The following is a 16,956-nucleotide window of genomic DNA, read 5'->3' on the forward strand; positions in this document are numbered from 1 at the left end:
TTAATTCCTCACCTTCACGTCATGGTTATTCGCCGGACCTCTGTCATATCTTCCATAATATTTCTTATATCCATATGCCTTCGCTCCTGCCCTGCCGACAACTCTGGAACAAACCGCATTTAACACAAACCCGGTAACTTCCGTCCCTCCCCGTTCTAACAGATCAATGATGTCATTGATATTTCTGGCCTTTGCCATATTCTGCCTGATCACTAAAATTGTCTGTGGAATGATAGAAGCCAGAACTTCCACATCTCTGATGATTCCGGCTGGAGGGACATCCAGTATAATGTAGTCCATCTCTTCTTCTGCTCTTTTTAACAATTCTTTTGCTTTTTCATTTGTTAAGAGGATATCGCTTTCGATCATGGTTTTTGTGGAAAAACAATAGTTAACCAGATCATTTTTTTCCCGGAAAATAACGTCTTCATAGGATGCTTTGCCCTCCAGATACGAGACAATATCCCTTCCCTCCGGAATCTCCCGGTCTAAGATACGATACAATGCAGGTTTCTTCATATCTACATCAATCAGAAGTACTTTTTTCCCTCTGGATGCCAGTTTTAGTGCAAGGTTTGCAGCAATTGTAGATTTTCCTTCATTTTCCATAACACTGGTTACCATGAAAGTTTTATCCCGGCTTTTTTCCAGCTTACGCAGCAGCATCGTTACCGTTTTACTCATTTCTTCAGAATAAGTAAAGCTGACCGTAGGATTGGAAAGTAAGATACTCTTTTTTGCGTATTTATTTTCAAAGTGTATTTCACCCAGATAGTCAGCGTCTATCAGCTTCTTTGCCTGCGTGGCGTTCTGAATTCTCCCGCTGAATATATTGGCAATGCCTATCATACTTATTTCCATTAAGATCACAAATATAAAAATGGTTATGGAAATTGCCATGGCATTATTAGACTCACGGGTAATCTTCGCTGCCAGGGGCGCACCGGTTTTCTCCATCAGGTATCCGCCTGTCAGATAGGAGGATACCTTAGCATAATTCTTTAAAGCAGCAGACATCATCCGAAAGGAAGCCTCTGCTGATAAAGCCCTGGTTTCCAGCAGAATCATGTTGGAGCCCTCTACACTCTTTGCCTGTATCGTTCCTGGAAGTTTGCTGCAGTCAAGCTCTTCCCGGACACGGCTGCCCAAAACATCACTGTTCAGGGAGCTGACACATCTTCCCACCACATTGTTTATGTTATAATCCCCTAAGGAACTGAGTGTATTATCTCTGGATATTACAACCATGTTCATTTTGGATACATACACGTCCGGTCTGATCCGGTTCCAGATTCCGAAAAAACAAATTCCAAAGGTAAATGCCAGCATCAGTATGTACGGAATATTTTTCAGCAATGTCCGTCCTATCGATATATAATCGATTCCGGAATCCTTTATTTCCTCCTGACGATTGTCATAATCCATAATTTCCTCCTATTCTACTACCACCAGAAGCTCCGCATTGCAGGTATACTCCTGGCTGTCTGTGGTATAAGTATATACGACAGAGTAATTACCCTTTTTTCCGGTATCAACATTGGATGCGTATTTTATTCGGGAAATGTTAATCCATTTTCCGGACTTCTCTTTTGCTTCTGCTTCTGTGACTTCTTTCTTTTTCCCGTTCACTTTCATGCTTACCATAGGACCAAAATCGATACTCAGGGTCATCTGGTCATATACATAATCCAGATAATCCGTTGGCTCAAAAGCATCACCTTTTGAAAGATAAATGACATATTGCTTTAACATAATCTTAGGAACAAAGTTTCTTTCCTCATAACTGTCATCATAGATTTCCACTTTTACAGGCAAGGCGGCGGTATCCCCTACGCTGTTAGTCACCTGAAGTGTGCAGTCATAGATTCCCGCTTTAGGATCTTCATCAAATTTATCTTCTCCTTCAATTTTGATGAACGGACTGATATCACCATCCAGACAGTCATCTGCTTTTACATACTGAATCAGAGATATGTCTTCATTTTTAGAAAAACGAAGGGGACTGGTGATGGAAAACCTTGGGCTGTGATAATCTGTATAATGCAGTTTTCTCGTTACAGCTCCAATATTATTGGAATGGTCAAATGCCGCATAAGAAATCATAAATTCGTTATCAGCACCTGATTGATTTTTTTCAATACTCTCAATCAGCAATGAATCCGTAACATCTCCATCCTGTTCATCGATGGCTTTTATCCCTTTCATTAGTTCTTCATTCCCCGCCTCAATGGAAGCTGATATTTCCTCATTTTCACAAATAAGATCCGGACCGGTCACATCCCGCTTCTTCTGCATCTGATATACCTCATATACACCAAAACCCAGAGAAATGATAAAAGCCAATATAATGAATCTTTTAATCCATTTCATAATATGAATCTCCTCTTTCTGTACTATATAAACGTTAAATGATGCGGCTGTAAGGTTTGTATCTCTTCATTATTAATAATGCGGTCCGGATTTTTTTCCAAAAGTAATTCTGCGTATTCCACAGAAAATTCTTTTATCAAGAACCTCCGGATTCTATCCATGGAAATAGTTCTCCCGGCATAACCGTGTGCATCGGAAGCCACCAATTGTACCAGATTGGAGCGGAGCATTGCATATGCCAGCCTCGCTGCATATGTCCCAAACTCTCCAAAGAGACTTCCTTTGTTAATCTGCATTGCACAATCCTGCTTTATTAATTCATAAATAAATTCCGGATTATCCTGCATAAAATAATACCGTTCCGGGTGTGCCAGAATAACCCGGTACCCTATTGCCTGTATCTGACAAATTGCCTGGTTAACCTGCTGCGGTCGTTCCCGGAAATCAAACTCTAAGAGAACATAACTGCCGTGATTCATCGTGATCACTTCTTTGCGGTCCAGCTTCTCACATAAGTGATCATCGAAATACAACTCCATTCCCGGTAATATTTCTACCGGAATCTGATAACCCTTCAGTTTCTTTCGCAGATATTCCAGAACCTCATAATAATCTACCGTGGAATAAGGATAACAGTTTCCATGGCTGGCTGCGAAGATCCTGTCTGTGCCATTTTCATAAGCCGTATATATCATATCGATACTCTCTTCCACTGTCTCAGGTCCGTCATCAAGACCGGGTAAAATATGTGCATGGATATCTGTCACGGAAGATACCTCCTATCCTTTCATTTTTTTATATGGATTTTTCAACTGTGCAAAATGTAAGAAGGCTGAAAAAAGGATTACAAGTCCAAGCACCAGAACCGGTTTCACATACAGACCCAAATCTCCTGCAAAAAACGGTATCCGTTCCCAGAACTTTCCCACCACTTCAATGACAGCAACCTGACTAATATAAATATACAAATATAGATTAGAACCAATCTGTTCTATTAACGTTCCTTTTTTGCTGTTCCCGTTTTGTATTGCATAAAGGTAAAGTCCGGTAATAAACACTACATTTCCGGTATATAACAATGCATTGCCCACGAACCGGCTTTCCATTATAATCATTACCGTTCCCAACACTGAAATTAAGAGGGGAATATTTTTATTTTTTATCAACTGAATATCTTTTTCTTTGTTATGAAGATAATGTCCCAGCATAAAAAACGGATAACCTGTAAGCAGAAAATTCCGGTACCATTTCAAGTGGATACCAAAACCCAATACGGTTCCCAGTTCACAAAGTACCAGATTCCCAATCAGTAAAATACTTGCGGTTAAATAAAGAACAAAGTACCGTTTTCCAAATATCTTTACCAGAATCCCAAACAACAGATAAACATATAACGCTGCGGGAATATACCACAGTACTCCATTGATCGAATCGGTTACATTAAACAGCAGAAAATCAAATATATTCTGACTCTGAAAGATTGCCAGGCTCAGCCATTCCATCGCTTCTGCTATGCCGCCGCTTAATAATTTCGGCAGAAAGCGCCAGCCGATATAGCAGATCATGACCGCCACCAGTAACTGTAATGTTTTCTTTATCCTTCGCCCGGTGACCACAAGGGTTGTTTCCTTATCTGCAAAGAATGTATAATACCCGCTCAGCATAAAAAAGAAAGGAATACCGGTTCTTGCAAAAGCAGATATTACCGCACCGGGAACCGAAGGAAAGCGGCAATGGATTAATACAATTCCCATACAGGCAAGGCCTTTTAGGTAATTTAAAAAATAGTTGGTTTGATTTTGGTTTTTCATTTACAATTTACCCCACTTCTTTTTTACAGCAAGGTAAAGATCTAAAAAACCTACTTTATAATTATTGTTGTATTTCTGAAAAAAAAGCATATAGTAAAGCCATATAAATATATTTTTCTTCGTAAGAAATTGATAACGCAAATCATTGCATTGAATTGCCTTTTTTAAATATCTTTTCTTCTCGCCTGCAGATTTACTTTCTTCTTTTTCCGAAAGAAGCAGATTTAAAATGCTTTCATAATATAATTTCCATTGTGCGCATGATTTCACCCGCTTTTCCAAAGTCTTCACTTCATGCCAGGATGTATTCGTATCATGGCATCTGCGATAAATAGAGCAAAAATTTATTTTATAAGTACTATCCATAAAATTTGCAAATCCCCATAAATATAAGTCATGTCCTATCTCAAAAACTCCGTACTCTTTGATCTCATTGAAAAAATCCTTTTTAAAACACATACAGCAGCCCAAACCCTTTAAAATATGGTTAGTTCTAGAATAAGGTATATACCGGACCCTAAGATCATAATCTTTGGGATTACAGCTCTGATAAAATATTGCCTCGTCAGAATTATATTTCCCGGAAAAGTTTGCACATTCTGCTAAAAGTACGTTTATTTCTTTGTTTTCCTGCATCACCCCGGCCATGATCTCAACTTTTGTATTTACCCATATATCATCCTGATCGCAAAGAAATATATATTTTCCGGACGCCATTTCTATCGTATCCATAAAATTCCGAACATACCCCTTGTTGGGCCTGTTTACTGATATCCGCCAATTATGTAAAGAATGTTGCCGGATAAATTCTTTTATAAGTTCAACTGTATTATCGGCAGACGCATCATCTGATATCAGTACTTCATCTACCTGTAATGTCTGATTCCTTAATGATTCCAATTGTTCAACAATAAATCGCTCACCATTATAAGTAGCCAATACTACACTTATGCTCTTTGATATTCTGCTTTTTTCATCTTGCATTTTTATATACCCTGACTCCTCTTGTGAAAATATATCTTTATTGTTTTTTATAGATTTCATTCATAAATGATATCTTTTTATCCCATGTATAATTATCAAGTACTTTCTTATACGCTGCTAATCCCTTTTCCCTTACCAGTTCCGGCTTTCTAATACATTCTTCCATTATTTCTGCAAGCTTCATTATGTATTCTTCACGGCTATTCCCAGATATTAAAAATCCTTCCTGGTCGGTAACCATCAGGGCCGCCCCACCTTGATTTAATGTAATTACCGGTAATCCATGAGAAAAAGCTTCTACTAATACAGTTCCTGTAGTTTCCCTCAGACTTGGAAATATAAAAAGATCTGCTTTATCGTAATACTTTTGCATGTTTTCATATGATAATTTTCCAGTAAAAATCACTTTTTTATTTAAATTCTTTTTATTACAGGATTCTTTTAAATAGTCTGACTCCGGGCCATCACCGCACAAAATCACCTGATACTTCAACTCAGAATCCACAATCGATAAGGCATCTATTAATAGCGAAAGACCTTTTCGAAACACCATACGGCCTGACCATATAAAGGTCATTATTTTTTCTGGCTGATTCGATAATCTTGCTATTCTATCAGTCATTAGAACCTTTTCTTTTTCAATTGCCACATCCAGAAGCAAATAGCATTTTTGCTTATTTTTAATATGCGGCAGCAAAAAATCATACGTTTCCCGGTTGGTAAAAAAAATAGAATCTGCTTTATTAATGGCTCTTTTGTATCTGGGATTGCGAATCGTTATTTTATTAATCAATGATCGAATATCTTCTTCTGCCCTGTTATGCCTGGTATAATATTTAAGCGGCTTCGGCGTTTGCTGTGCACCGCCGATAGGTCCCAGCAGATAGCGGGTATTTATCTTGTACAGAAATCCTATTAAACGAAAATCGCTGGTAGAAACATGATGAATAAGATCAAACTGATATATCTTATGCAGCTTTTTTATCATACTATATGCCGGATACTGCCATAATTTCTGGTATACCAGAAACCCTTTTCCTGTTTTATAATAGAAATTCATCCAATTCGGTATATCACAATAGAAGAAATGCATATTGGTTATGTTATGCTCTGATAAGTATCTTTCAATCTGTGGTTCCCTGTCTTTTCGTGTCACCACATATACCTCATGGTCAGTTCTCATATAAAATGGCCAGAGCCATCCAAGCCCCTCATCACTCCCTGCATTGGGTTCACAGGAAAAAGAATAGTATAAGATTCTCATCTGGGTTTATCTCCTTTTACGTCCGTTATTCCACCTGTCGAATCTATCATGTCCCATTATTTTCAGAAGCATTTTCTTTAATGCCATTTTGATCGTATCCGATAATTTTTTTTCAAGCCAGGTCCCCATCATGTGATGAATCATATATGTATTTTCAGTTTTCCTGATATGTGAATTATCCATGTCATAACCAGTAAAATACTCAACCGGATAAATCTTCATATCGGAATGTATAATCTGTAAGGTATCATTGGTCTGTAAACCATACTTCTTTGCCAGCATAGTCAAATGATCATTGATGGGTGTTATGTCCATCGTTCCATCCTCTGACTGAAAATTGCGGGTATGATAAGTTCTTAAAAACTCTGCTAAAAATGGATGGTGCGGAACCGATGCAATGAATGCTGCCGTTAACAAAGTTTCTGTCACAAATCCGGATACAAAAGTTTCATTGTCTAAAATATCATTGAGGGATTTTACTACTTCAACATCCGTATCCAGATAGATACCGCCATAATTACACAACACCTGAACTCTTACATAATCGCTCACAAAAGCGTATTTATTGCATTCATAAGCCTGCTTTACATACGCAGGTGCAAGGTGTATCTCAAAATTGTTTTCATTCCACTCTATGATTTGGTATTCCGGGAGCATTTTTTCCCAGGTACTTATGCAAAATTGTATTAACTTACTTTTTTCTCCTTTACCAAACCAGCAGTAATGCAGTATCTTAGGAATTGTTTGCATATCTGTTTTACCTCCATGACAAATCCGAAAAATACTGGATCGTTTTTTCCAGTCCTTCTCTTAAGCAGATACCCGGTTCCCATCCCAGTTCTTTTCTCGCCAGTTCAATCACTGGTTTTCTCTGCATCGGATCATCGGAAGGCAGTGGGTGAAATACCAGTTTCGATTTACTTCCAGTCAGTTCAATCACAAGTTCCGCAAGGCTTTTAATCGTAAATTCACCCGGATTCCCGATATTTACAGGACCCGTAAATCCTTCGTGGGAATTCATAAGCCTCACCATTCCTTCAATTAAATCATCTGCATAGCAGAAACTTCTTGTCTGGCTTCCATCTCCATAAATGGTGATATCCTCATCTTTCAGCGCCTGAACTATAAAATTTGATACGACTCTTCCATCATTAGGATGCATCCTGGGTCCATATGTATTAAAGATTCTCATAACCTTTATATCTACGTTATGCTGTCTGTGATAGTCAAAAAATAACGTTTCCGCCACACGTTTTCCCTCATCATAGCAGGAACGGATTCCGATGGTATTCACACAGCCCCGGTAGCTTTCCGGCTGTGGATGAATCTCCGGATCGCCATATACCTCACTGGTACTTGCCTGCAGTATTCTTGCATGTACTCTTTTTGCCAGTCCCAGCATATTCATGGCACCCAGTACACTTGCTTTGGTTGTTTTTATCGGATTATACTGATAGTGAATCGGACTGGCAGGACATGCCAGGTTGTAAATCATATCTACCTCTGCATACAGGGGATTCACAATATCATGACGTAAAAATTCAAAATTCTTCTTATCAAACAGATGCTCTATATTTCTTTTGCTTCCTGTAAATAAATTATCTACACAGATTACTTCATGCCCCTCATTTACCAGACGTTCACATAAATGAGAACCTAAAAATCCTGCTCCTCCTGTTACTAAAATTCTGTTCTTCAATTTTTATCCTTCTTTCAATAAAACTTATTAATGTTAATTCCAACTTTTTTTAACAGATAAATGATGAAAAGTACTCCTAAACTCATATTGCATTTCAATAAAATCAATATAATTTTTAATTTGTATCCTCCACCATGCACTGTCAGATTTTTAATTGCCTCTTCCACACATGGCAATGATAAATATTTATTTAAAAGATAATATGACTTCTTTATCTTTTCTTTTTCTGTAATATTATTCATCAATTCTATAATAGATAAAACATTAGATCCGGAATATAATTCAAATATATCTACGCACATCTCAGCCATAACCTCAGACCGGATCCGTTCTCTCGCTTCTGACAGAGCTATTTTGTTTTGCAGTAAATTACTTCCCTGTAAAGTTCTCAGAAGCGCACCGCTATTTCTGATATAGTAATAATAGAGCTCTTTATGAATAGAACACATGGAACGGGCATGGATGCAAAACTCACAGATAAACATTGAATCTTCATTCAGAATAATTTTTTCATCAAAACGAATATGATGTCTGTCAATAATATCCTTTCGAAATAAATGCTTCCAGACCATACCTTTTTCTCTTTTCGGATCAATGTCTCCTTTACCATTCCACCTGCTGATACTTAGTTTTGATATTCCAATTAACCGTGGAAAATAATTTTTCATTATCAATTTATTGGAATTGTATTCATACTTATCTTTTGGCAATACACTTTCTGTTATCCCATCTGGAAATACAGCATAATATCCAAATGAGACAAGGTCTGACTCCTTTTGTTCAATTAAGGATGATAATATCTTAAGTGCATCTTTATCTATTTCGTCATCAGGATCTGCAAATAAAATGTATTTTCCCCTGGCTTGGTCCAAGCCTTTATTTCGTGCTGATGAGACACCACCGTTTTCTTTTTCTATATATATAATTCTCCTGTCTCTTGTCGCGTAATCTTTACATATAGCAGAAGTGTCATCATCCGATCCATCGTTAACCAATATTATTTCATAATTACGGAATCGATTTTCGATAATACTGTCCAGGCATACATTTAAATAGGCGCTCACGTTATAGCACGGAATTATAATACTAAAAAGACACTGTTCCATAATCCATAGCTCCTTTAATCCACAGAAATGAAATCAATTTTTCCCCACCCCAATCTGATAATATGTAAATCCAAGCTCTTCCACCGCTTTCTTCTCATACTGATTTCTGCCATCGAAAATAACCGGAGTTTTCATTCTCTTCAGCATCTCCTGAAAATCAGGTGAGCGGAATTCTTTCCACTCGGTTATCAGCAGCATGGCATCCACATCCACTAGTGCAGAGTATTTGCTTTTCACATATTCCACATGGGAGTTATCTTTCAGATAAAAGGTTCGGGCTTCGTTTTCCGCCTTTGGATCATAAGCCTTAATCTTCGCACCTCTTTTTGTCAGTTCCGAAATAATGGTAATGGATGCCGCTTCCCGCATATCATCTGTCTCCGGTTTAAAAGACAGCCCCCATACACCGAAACATTTATCACTCAGATCTTCACCAAAATAATCTGCCACTTTCTGTACCAGGACTTTTTTCTGCATAAAATTGACCTCTTCTACCGATTTTAAAAGGGATGCCTGATATCCGGACTCTTCTGCTGTGCGGATCAATGCCTGCACATCCTTTGGAAAACAGGAGCCGCCATAGCCGCAGCCGGGATAAATGAAACTGTAGCCGATCCTGGAATCACTGCCGATCCCAAGCCTGACATGATTCACATCCGCACCCACCAGTTCACAGATATTAGCCATTTCGTTCATAAAGCTTATTTTAGCCGCCAGCATGGAATTGGCTGCATATTTCGTCATCTCTGCACTGGCAATATCCATACAGATAAAATTATTGGTGTTCAGTACATAATGCTTGTAAAGTTCTTTCATCATGGAAAAGGCATGTTCATTATCTGCACCTATAACGATTCTGTCCGGGCGCATGGTATCTGCTATGGCATTACCTTCTTTTAAAAATTCAGGATTGGAGATTACATCAAATGTCAATTCCAGACATCGTTTATCCAATTCTTCCTGGATTTTTTTCCGTACCTTTCCTGCCGTTCCCACCGGAACTGTAGATTTATCTATAACAAAGACGTGGTTCTCCATATATTTTCCAATGGATGCCGCCACGGAAAGCACGTATTGCAAATCTGCACTTCCATCTTCACCCATAGGTGTTCCAACTGCAATAAAACAGATTTTAGATTTTTGAATTGCTTCCTGCAGCGATGTTGTAAAACTAAGGTGCCCCAGTTCTAAATTCCGGACTACAATTTCTTCTAATCCAGGTTCATATATTGGAATGGTTCCATTTTGCAGGTTTTTAATTTTAACTGCATTGGTATCCACGCATACTACTTCATTTCCCATTTCAGACAGACATGCCCCTGTTACCAGTCCCACATACCCTGTCCCAATGACGGTAATTCTCATAACCGGTTCCTCCGTATTTCAGTAATTTTCAGATTTGTACTTCTTCTATTGTATTATTCTTTTTGATATTTTCCTGTCTGCTGATCACCTGTCGTTTTCAATGGTTTCTAATACAATCCCGGCAATGGTATCCCAGGAATATTTCTTTATGTACTCTTCCTGATGACTGGTCACGTAATTTTTGATTTCTGCATTATTTAACAGCCGGTACATTTTACCAGCCAGCTCCAGGGGATTCTCCTCATCAATGAGATACCCGTTTTTCCCCTCTGTAATAATTTCTTTCATAGAAAATGCATTTCGGGCTATGCAGGGAAGCCCAAAGATTAATGCTTCTGCGAAAACGATACCAAAAGGTTCTGACCGTGATGGCATAACAAAAATATCACAAAGATTATAATATTCCGCCAGCTTTTCAGGCCTCATCAATCCAAGATACTTCACTCCGTCGGGTATTTCTCCCGGCAAAGGCCACGTTTCAGGACCTGCTATATAAAGTTCTGCATCCGGCATCTTTTCCTTTTTTAATATCCGAAATGCCTCAATTACCACTTCTCCGCCTTTTCGCTGGAATTCTTTTCCTACAAACAAGATCTTATTGGACTGCTTTCTTGAGCGGTCAATGCTGGAAATATCCACATTGCATCCCCCGCCGATTGCATGGACTTTCCCCGGATCTACTCCCGTGTTGCTGACCAGGTCGTCCACAAGCCATTGTCCCATAGTAAAAATCCCTTTACATTTTTTATAGAACTCCACTGCCTTATCCCTTCTCACTTTCATGACTTCGGCGGAAGTGTTCGGCGGCATTGCAGTATATTTTAAAATCGGGCTTTGCGCCTGGTACAGCCGGTAAAGGTAATCATCTGATAAATCGATATAGATATATGTATTTTCGGTTACTTTCGTATCATATTCCCGATACATAAAATAACGGTTTTGGGGAATAACCTTCAGGTTTTCATTCAGGCATTTTTCTCCCCAGGCAATATCATCTAACCGGTAATCTGAATGTCTTAAAAGTTTGTTCGCAGCACGGGACAGGAAAATCCGCTCCCTGCTCCTGTTCTTCAGGCAGTAAGCGCTGTCTGTGACTGCTTCCGACTGCTTTCTCATAGCTTCGAATAAACCATAAGGAATTCCGGACCAATCCATCACCGGGTTATCCGTCCATTTCCAGATATGTTCAATGTTCATATTCTTCTTCCTCTTTCTGTCTTTTCCATGGCTTTCTCTTCATAATAGCGGTCACTCTGCCAAACTCCGGTCTGTTACGGAATACAATCACATACAGCAAATTTGGTATGATCAGACATATTCCCGCCTGCCCTAAGAATGAAACTACAGATCCCGGGGTAGAAATCAATTGGCATAGTAAGTAAGTACACAGGGCAGCTGTCACAGTTATAAGCAGCTGTTTCAATAAATCCCAATAGTACTCCATGGAACTTCTTTTTAAAACAATGTTGTAAAATACCTTCAGCTCCCATGGATATGATATAAACAGGGATATGAAGATTGTGGAAAATAAAATCCCATTGATTCCAAATATATTTACCAATACAACATCTAAAATCAAATTCAAAATTACGGTAACCAGGGGTCTGAACCGATCTTCATACCAGACACCTGCCGCATCTCTGTATACTGTTACAATCTTCCTGACATAGCTGATATAGAAATACAAAACGCATAAAATCACCGTATCCATTCCAAACAGCCGGTCTTGTCCCACCCATAACCACATAAAACTCTGATACAGACAGAGCAGGCAGATGGCACACCATCCGCACAGCCAGTGATTAATAAAGATCAACATTTTATAATCCTGGTAATTCTTTTGCAAAGACTCTGTTTCCAGGCTGTTTCCCACGCCTGCAGTCAATGAATTATGAAATATGGTCAGCATACTTCCTACTGCAAACAGGATATAATAATAATTGTTGAATTTACCCAGAATCAGAAGTCCCAAAAAACTGGAAATCACTATATTATCTACCGAAACCAAAGCAGTACCGCCTAAACGATAACAAATTAATCCTAAAAGCTTCTGTTTCATCCCCGACCTGATATCAGCCGATACCTTTCCCCTGCAAAAATACCGCGGATACATTTTTCTGACGGCAACCGCTGTGATTACATTTATCAAAATAGTACAAACAGGCGTTAATATTACATAGATGTAATAATTCTTAAATAAAATCAAAACAGCTGCCTGCACCAGATATATCCCCACGTATACAAATAGAGATATTTTACTTGACACATCATTTCTTTGATGTGCAGCCAGTAAACATGCTTTATATCCCCAGAAAAAATAGCCGAAAACCGCATTAAAGAGGAATACCAGATACAAAACGTATATATTAATATCCCGGGGCCAGGCACCATGAATCAGGTGTTCCATAAATGGCATAATCGCTATTCCCAGCAGCAGCATCGCTGCGCCAACAAAATAATAAAATTTGCGGAACAGATTTAATAACGAACAAATCGTGTCTTCATCACCGGAAGCAATCGGTTTGTACATATAATAGACAATGGCTCCGCCAAATCCTAATTCCGCAAAGTTTAAAACACTAAAAATTGAAGTAAACAGGCTATTTAACCCAATATATTCTTCGCCCAGAATATAAAGCATTACCGTTCGGATTACAAAAGGAAGCAGCATCATAACAAGTGTATTAATAACCCCGTAAAAAGTACTTCTGACAAAATTTTTTGTTCTTTCCATTTTCATTGCTGTCTTCTCTCCAGTCTGTAGCTCCGCCTGACTACGATTAAAATTGTGATCATCATAAAGTACATCAGGTAACAGGTGCTGTCGTACAGTGGATTTCCGGTAAATCCATATACCCCAAAAACGAACTGGCCTGTAATTGAAAATCCGATCAGATCTCTTCTGCTGCTGTTCTCCCTAAAAAATCGTATGAACAGATGCACAGAAGAGAACAGACAGATTAACTGAACCGATACAAAACAAACTACGCCGGTAATTCCTGTCTCACAAAGTAATTGTAAGTATATATTGTGCACCTGAGATGTATTTTTAAATAAGTTAAAGTTCTGCTTAAACTCTCCCCATCCTATCCCAAACAACTTTGTATATGCAGATTCTCCCCACAATTTCCACGCAACAGCGTGAATATCGTTCCGGCTGTTTGATATATCTTTTTGCTCCGAAATATTGATCAGAGTTTCAATAATTCTGCCAATTGCATTTTCATTTCCATATGCTCTGTAAAACCAAATACTAAATCCTGCAAGTAAAATCACTAAAATCGGTAATAATAGAATACGTCGCATTCTTATCTTCTGATTACAATTGATAAAATAAACTAACATACATAATACAAGTGCAATTAACATGATGGTTCTTTTGTCCGTGAACACAAGTGCAGTAAAACAAAAAATAACAGACAGCATATAACCAACAGAGTTCTTTCCATTTTTGCAGAATAAAAATGCACCTATCCCAAAAACAATGATGTACGCTGACAGCGAAATACTCAGTGCCATTCCCCCGGCATCATAATTCCATGTTCCAAGAATACGCCAGGCAAATTTAACATACACCGGATAAACAAATTGCTGCAGTATCACAAAAAAAGCTTCAATCAACGCCCGGAGTTTCATATATAAAATAATGCCGTCAAACCTTCTTGCCGGTTCGTTAACTGCAAATATGCCTGACAGGGAAACAACATACCCAAGAATATCAATAAGTAAAAAGTCCGGGGTATGTATCAGATAATTGAAAAGCGGAAAAATTCCAATTAATATTCCCCAGAGAATATTAATATAGTTAAAATTGATCTGACGGCTTCTGATGATATAAACAATAAAAGCAATCAGAGTCATGGCATAGCTGTAATTCATATATCTTCCGATGGAAGAAGACAGCAAAGTAAGCATCCAACAGACTGTAAAAAAACTCCAGGCATCTGTTTTTATGTTTTGTCCTGTCGTATTTTTTAAACTAAGCATTGAGTGCCCCCTCTAAAAATTGAAAAGACAACTTCTGCAATTCCTTTAATCTATTTTTTACAGCCAGGTAATCAATTCCGTCTTTATCAAAAGTATACGTTTCTTTTCGCATATCCCACAGGTTGTTCGAAAGTTTCAGCGAATCTAACAGATCGTACATACGACTTTCCTGATGAACTCTTGGAATGGTTAAAAACCGTTTTTCAAAAATAATGGAAAATACCGTTCCGTGAAACGAGTTGGTCACGATATAACTGGCATTTTTGATATATCTGAGAAATTCCTCCGGAGAACAATACTTATCCACATATTTAATATTTTTTAATCTGGTAACCCCTGGAAAAATATCCACAATACTATAACCGTATTTTTCTCTCAAATATTCAACTGCCCGGTCCAGTTCCTGTGAATATTCCAACCCATACATCAGGATATAGGGTTCCTTTATATCAGACGGTTTTATAAATCCCAGCCATTGTTCTTTTGTTAACAGTAATGTGGGATCCAGTACGGTAACAACCTGAGCGGCACCCAGCCTGTGCATCTGTTCCTCCAGGCTTTTTTCCCTTACCGATACCGCCTTAAAATCTTTCGTCAATGATATGATTTTTTTAATATAGGTGTCGTCTCTTGCCCCGCCAATACTGGCTCCGTATGCTATTTTTTTGTGGCTTTCCGCGACAAAGCTTAAAAAATAACCTTTGTCAAACTTGTCCATGGTATAATAATTGTTCCATACCTGATCGCTGCCAGTGATATAATAATCACAGTCCGGATAATTGTCTTTTAACTCCCGGTAAGAGTGGTAATAAGGTGTTACCACTAAATATTTATGGACAAAATCTTGAAAGCCATCATGCTTCCTCTTCCGTCTGAAATAAAAAACATTGCTTAATGCAGTCTTACCCATTCCGGCTAAAATCCGGAATTTTGTCACAACTCCATGATTGCCATAGTAATGTATCCGCAGTTTCCGGTATCTGACCGGACTGTTATATATCGGCCATGATTTCTGATAATTCAAAAAAACCACCTCATGCCCCTGCTTTTTTAAATGTTCATTCAGCGCCACGGCCTGAAGAGCTCCACCATAGTTAATGGATTTATGTAATGTTACTACTCCTATTTTTGCCATATGATCTCCTTACCTGCTCGTAGTACTGTACCAAATTCTTCAGATACTGGTCTGCATCGAAATCTCTCTTTGCATTCGCCACTGCTTTTTCCCCCATGATCCGGTACTCTTCCCGGGAAAGCCCTGCCATCTTCTTCATACATTCCGCCAGACTTGCAGTGTCTTTGGGTCTGGCAATGTATCCGGTTTCCCCATTCTCTACAATCTCCGGCAGACCGCCGTTGCTGCTGACAATTACCGGTTTTCCCTGTGCCATTGCTTCCATAATGGTATATGGACCATTTTCATACCATTCCGAAGGAAGAACGATGCATTTTGCTCTCTGTACGATACGCTGCAGCACCTCCCCGGACAGAAACCCCATCAGCCTGATTCTTTCTTTTAATTGATGACAGCTGATATACTGCTGAATTTCGTCTTCTAAATCTCCGCTTCCGGCAAGATACAGCTGATTTTCCAGACCGGATTCCTGATAGGCTTTTAACATTGTCATGATTCCTTTTTCTTTGCTAAGCCTTCCGAAATAGAGAAAATAAGAGTCATTTTCCTGCACAGCCTGGTATACGCTTTTGGCAGGAAGGAAATTTTTCATATGTATGACCGGGGAAGTGGTAATGGCAGCTTCTTCGATCTTGCGTTTATAAAAATCAGAGGGTGTTATAAACAGATCAATTTTCTGATACGTCTTTTTCCATTTATAAAGGTACGCTTCTGCTGCAGACAAGAGACTTTTTACGCTGGAATCCTTTACGCACTGATTGCGGAAACATGCACCATAATGTCCGCTTTTGCATGCTTCACAGATATTTCCGTGGGTCAGCATCATGTAATTGGGGCAGATACAATTCAGGTCATGGGCGGTATAGACGATGGGGATATGATATTTTGTCACAGCATCAATTATTGAATGGGTCAGCTGCCTTTGAAACAGATTCAGGTGAACCACATCCGGCTTCTCTTTTTGAATCAGAGCACTGATTTTCTTTTTTGCCTCTCTGGAATATAATATTTTCATTCCGGTTTGAAGCATGGGGATCTTGTCCATTTTGCCGTTAAAATCCATATGTTCAGTAAAATACCCTTCCTGCCCGCAAGGGAAATTCCGGTCATCTTTCATGGAAAAATAAATAACCTCATGACCTTTTTCTTTGAGCAGTTCACCCAGTCCAAAATAATACGTTTCCGATCCGCCCTTAATATAATGAAATTTGTTAACCAGCAATATTTTCATATTC

The 16,956-nt window shown here is 38.6% G+C and carries 15 protein-coding genes; all 15 read right to left on the reverse strand.

Going from position 1 to position 16,956, the window contains the following annotated elements:
- The 15 genes from RHS_RS07140 to RHS_RS07210 all read right to left on the reverse strand — a co-directional run bounded on the left by RHS_RS07140 (window position 1) and on the right by RHS_RS07210 (window position 16,952).
- Window positions 1–1,425, reverse strand: a complete 1,425-nt coding sequence (locus RHS_RS07140; protein ID WP_047832743.1) for a CpsD/CapB family tyrosine-protein kinase — start codon at window positions 1,423–1,425, stop codon at window positions 1–3.
- A 9-nt stretch (window positions 1,426–1,434) separates the two neighbouring features.
- Complete coding sequence (locus RHS_RS07145) at window positions 1,435–2,370, reverse strand: hypothetical protein (protein WP_047832744.1); 936 nt, start codon at window positions 2,368–2,370, stop codon at window positions 1,435–1,437.
- 23 nt (window positions 2,371–2,393) lie between these two features.
- The gene (locus tag RHS_RS07150; protein WP_047832745.1) at window positions 2,394–3,137 is read right to left on the reverse strand and encodes a tyrosine-protein phosphatase; all 744 of its coding nucleotides are present in this window, start codon (window positions 3,135–3,137) and stop codon (window positions 2,394–2,396) included.
- Window positions 3,138–3,149: 12 nt separating this feature from the next.
- Entirely contained in the window at window positions 3,150–4,181 is a 1,032-nt protein-coding gene (locus RHS_RS07155; protein ID WP_047832746.1) for an acyltransferase, read from the reverse strand.
- Window positions 4,182–5,165: a glycosyltransferase gene (locus RHS_RS07160; protein WP_395021639.1), complete on the reverse strand. Its 984-nt coding sequence runs from the start codon at window positions 5,163–5,165 to the stop codon at window positions 4,182–4,184. It lies immediately after the preceding gene.
- A 37-nt stretch (window positions 5,166–5,202) separates the two neighbouring features.
- Window positions 5,203–6,429, reverse strand: a complete 1,227-nt coding sequence (locus RHS_RS07165) for a glycosyltransferase (protein ID WP_047832747.1) — start codon at window positions 6,427–6,429, stop codon at window positions 5,203–5,205.
- A gap of 6 nt (window positions 6,430–6,435) precedes the next feature.
- Complete coding sequence (locus tag RHS_RS07170; RefSeq protein ID WP_044295322.1) at window positions 6,436–7,179, reverse strand: glycosyltransferase family 32 protein; 744 nt, start codon at window positions 7,177–7,179, stop codon at window positions 6,436–6,438.
- A gap of 7 nt (window positions 7,180–7,186) precedes the next feature.
- Window positions 7,187–8,128 carry a UDP-glucuronic acid decarboxylase family protein gene (locus RHS_RS07175; RefSeq protein ID WP_027292643.1) on the reverse strand — a complete coding sequence of 314 codons (942 nt, stop codon included), beginning with the start codon at window positions 8,126–8,128 and terminating at the stop codon, window positions 7,187–7,189.
- A 14-nt stretch (window positions 8,129–8,142) separates the two neighbouring features.
- On the reverse strand, window positions 8,143–9,234 hold the full coding sequence (locus RHS_RS30445; protein ID WP_027292642.1) for a glycosyltransferase: 1,092 nt from the start codon (window positions 9,232–9,234) through the stop codon (window positions 8,143–8,145).
- A gap of 33 nt (window positions 9,235–9,267) precedes the next feature.
- Complete coding sequence (locus RHS_RS07185) at window positions 9,268–10,599, reverse strand: UDP-glucose/GDP-mannose dehydrogenase family protein (RefSeq protein WP_047832748.1); 1,332 nt, start codon at window positions 10,597–10,599, stop codon at window positions 9,268–9,270.
- Window positions 10,600–10,683: 84 nt separating this feature from the next.
- Window positions 10,684–11,796 carry a glycosyltransferase family 4 protein gene (locus tag RHS_RS07190; RefSeq protein WP_395021645.1) on the reverse strand — a complete coding sequence of 371 codons (1,113 nt, stop codon included), beginning with the start codon at window positions 11,794–11,796 and terminating at the stop codon, window positions 10,684–10,686.
- Window positions 11,786–13,339: a lipopolysaccharide biosynthesis protein gene (locus RHS_RS07195; RefSeq protein WP_047832749.1), complete on the reverse strand. Its 1,554-nt coding sequence runs from the start codon at window positions 13,337–13,339 to the stop codon at window positions 11,786–11,788. Before RHS_RS07195 ends, RHS_RS07190 begins: the two co-directional genes overlap by 11 nt.
- A complete protein-coding gene (locus tag RHS_RS07200) occupies window positions 13,336–14,586 on the reverse strand; it encodes an O-antigen ligase (protein WP_047832750.1) in 1,251 nt (416 codons plus the stop codon). The genes RHS_RS07195 and RHS_RS07200 overlap by 4 nt, the downstream gene beginning before the upstream one ends.
- Complete coding sequence (locus RHS_RS07205; protein WP_027292638.1) at window positions 14,579–15,721, reverse strand: polysaccharide pyruvyl transferase family protein; 1,143 nt, start codon at window positions 15,719–15,721, stop codon at window positions 14,579–14,581. The genes RHS_RS07200 and RHS_RS07205 overlap by 8 nt, the downstream gene beginning before the upstream one ends.
- Window positions 15,690–16,952, reverse strand: coding sequence for a glycosyltransferase (locus tag RHS_RS07210; RefSeq protein WP_047832751.1), 1,263 nt, complete (start codon window positions 16,950–16,952; stop codon window positions 15,690–15,692). The genes RHS_RS07205 and RHS_RS07210 overlap by 32 nt, the downstream gene beginning before the upstream one ends.
- Between the last annotated feature and the right edge of the window lie 4 nt (window positions 16,953–16,956).

The organism is Robinsoniella sp. RHS, assembly GCF_001029355.1.
Classification (GTDB): domain Bacteria; phylum Bacillota; class Clostridia; order Lachnospirales; family Lachnospiraceae; genus Robinsoniella; species Robinsoniella peoriensis.

Bases quoted from the DNA above. Each gene is read 5' to 3' on its own strand.
- RHS_RS07170 (WP_044295322.1), bottom strand. From the start codon at position 7,179: ATGCAAACAATTCCTAAGATACTGCATTACTGCTGGTTTGGTAAAGGA.
- RHS_RS07140 (WP_047832743.1), bottom strand. From the start codon at position 1,425: ATGGATTATGACAATCGTCAGGAGGAAATAAAGGATTCCGGAATCGAT.
- RHS_RS30445 (WP_027292642.1), bottom strand. From the start codon at position 9,234: ATGGAACAGTGTCTTTTTAGTATTATAATTCCGTGCTATAACGTGAGC.
- RHS_RS07200 (WP_047832750.1), bottom strand. From the start codon at position 14,586: ATGCTTAGTTTAAAAAATACGACAGGACAAAACATAAAAACAGATGCC.
- RHS_RS07195 (WP_047832749.1), bottom strand. From the start codon at position 13,339: ATGAAAATGGAAAGAACAAAAAATTTTGTCAGAAGTACTTTTTACGGG.
- RHS_RS07155 (WP_047832746.1), bottom strand. From the start codon at position 4,181: ATGAAAAACCAAAATCAAACCAACTATTTTTTAAATTACCTAAAAGGC.
- RHS_RS07160 (WP_395021639.1), bottom strand. From the start codon at position 5,165: ATGCAAGATGAAAAAAGCAGAATATCAAAGAGCATAAGTGTAGTATTG.
- RHS_RS07210 (WP_047832751.1), bottom strand. From the start codon at position 16,952: ATGAAAATATTGCTGGTTAACAAATTTCATTATATTAAGGGCGGATCG.
- RHS_RS07190 (WP_395021645.1), bottom strand. From the start codon at position 11,796: ATGAACATTGAACATATCTGGAAATGGACGGATAACCCGGTGATGGAT.
- RHS_RS07205 (WP_027292638.1), bottom strand. From the start codon at position 15,721: ATGGCAAAAATAGGAGTAGTAACATTACATAAATCCATTAACTATGGT.
- RHS_RS07185 (WP_047832748.1), bottom strand. From the start codon at position 10,599: ATGAGAATTACCGTCATTGGGACAGGGTATGTGGGACTGGTAACAGGG.
- RHS_RS07165 (WP_047832747.1), bottom strand. From the start codon at position 6,429: ATGAGAATCTTATACTATTCTTTTTCCTGTGAACCCAATGCAGGGAGT.
- RHS_RS07145 (WP_047832744.1), bottom strand. From the start codon at position 2,370: ATGAAATGGATTAAAAGATTCATTATATTGGCTTTTATCATTTCTCTG.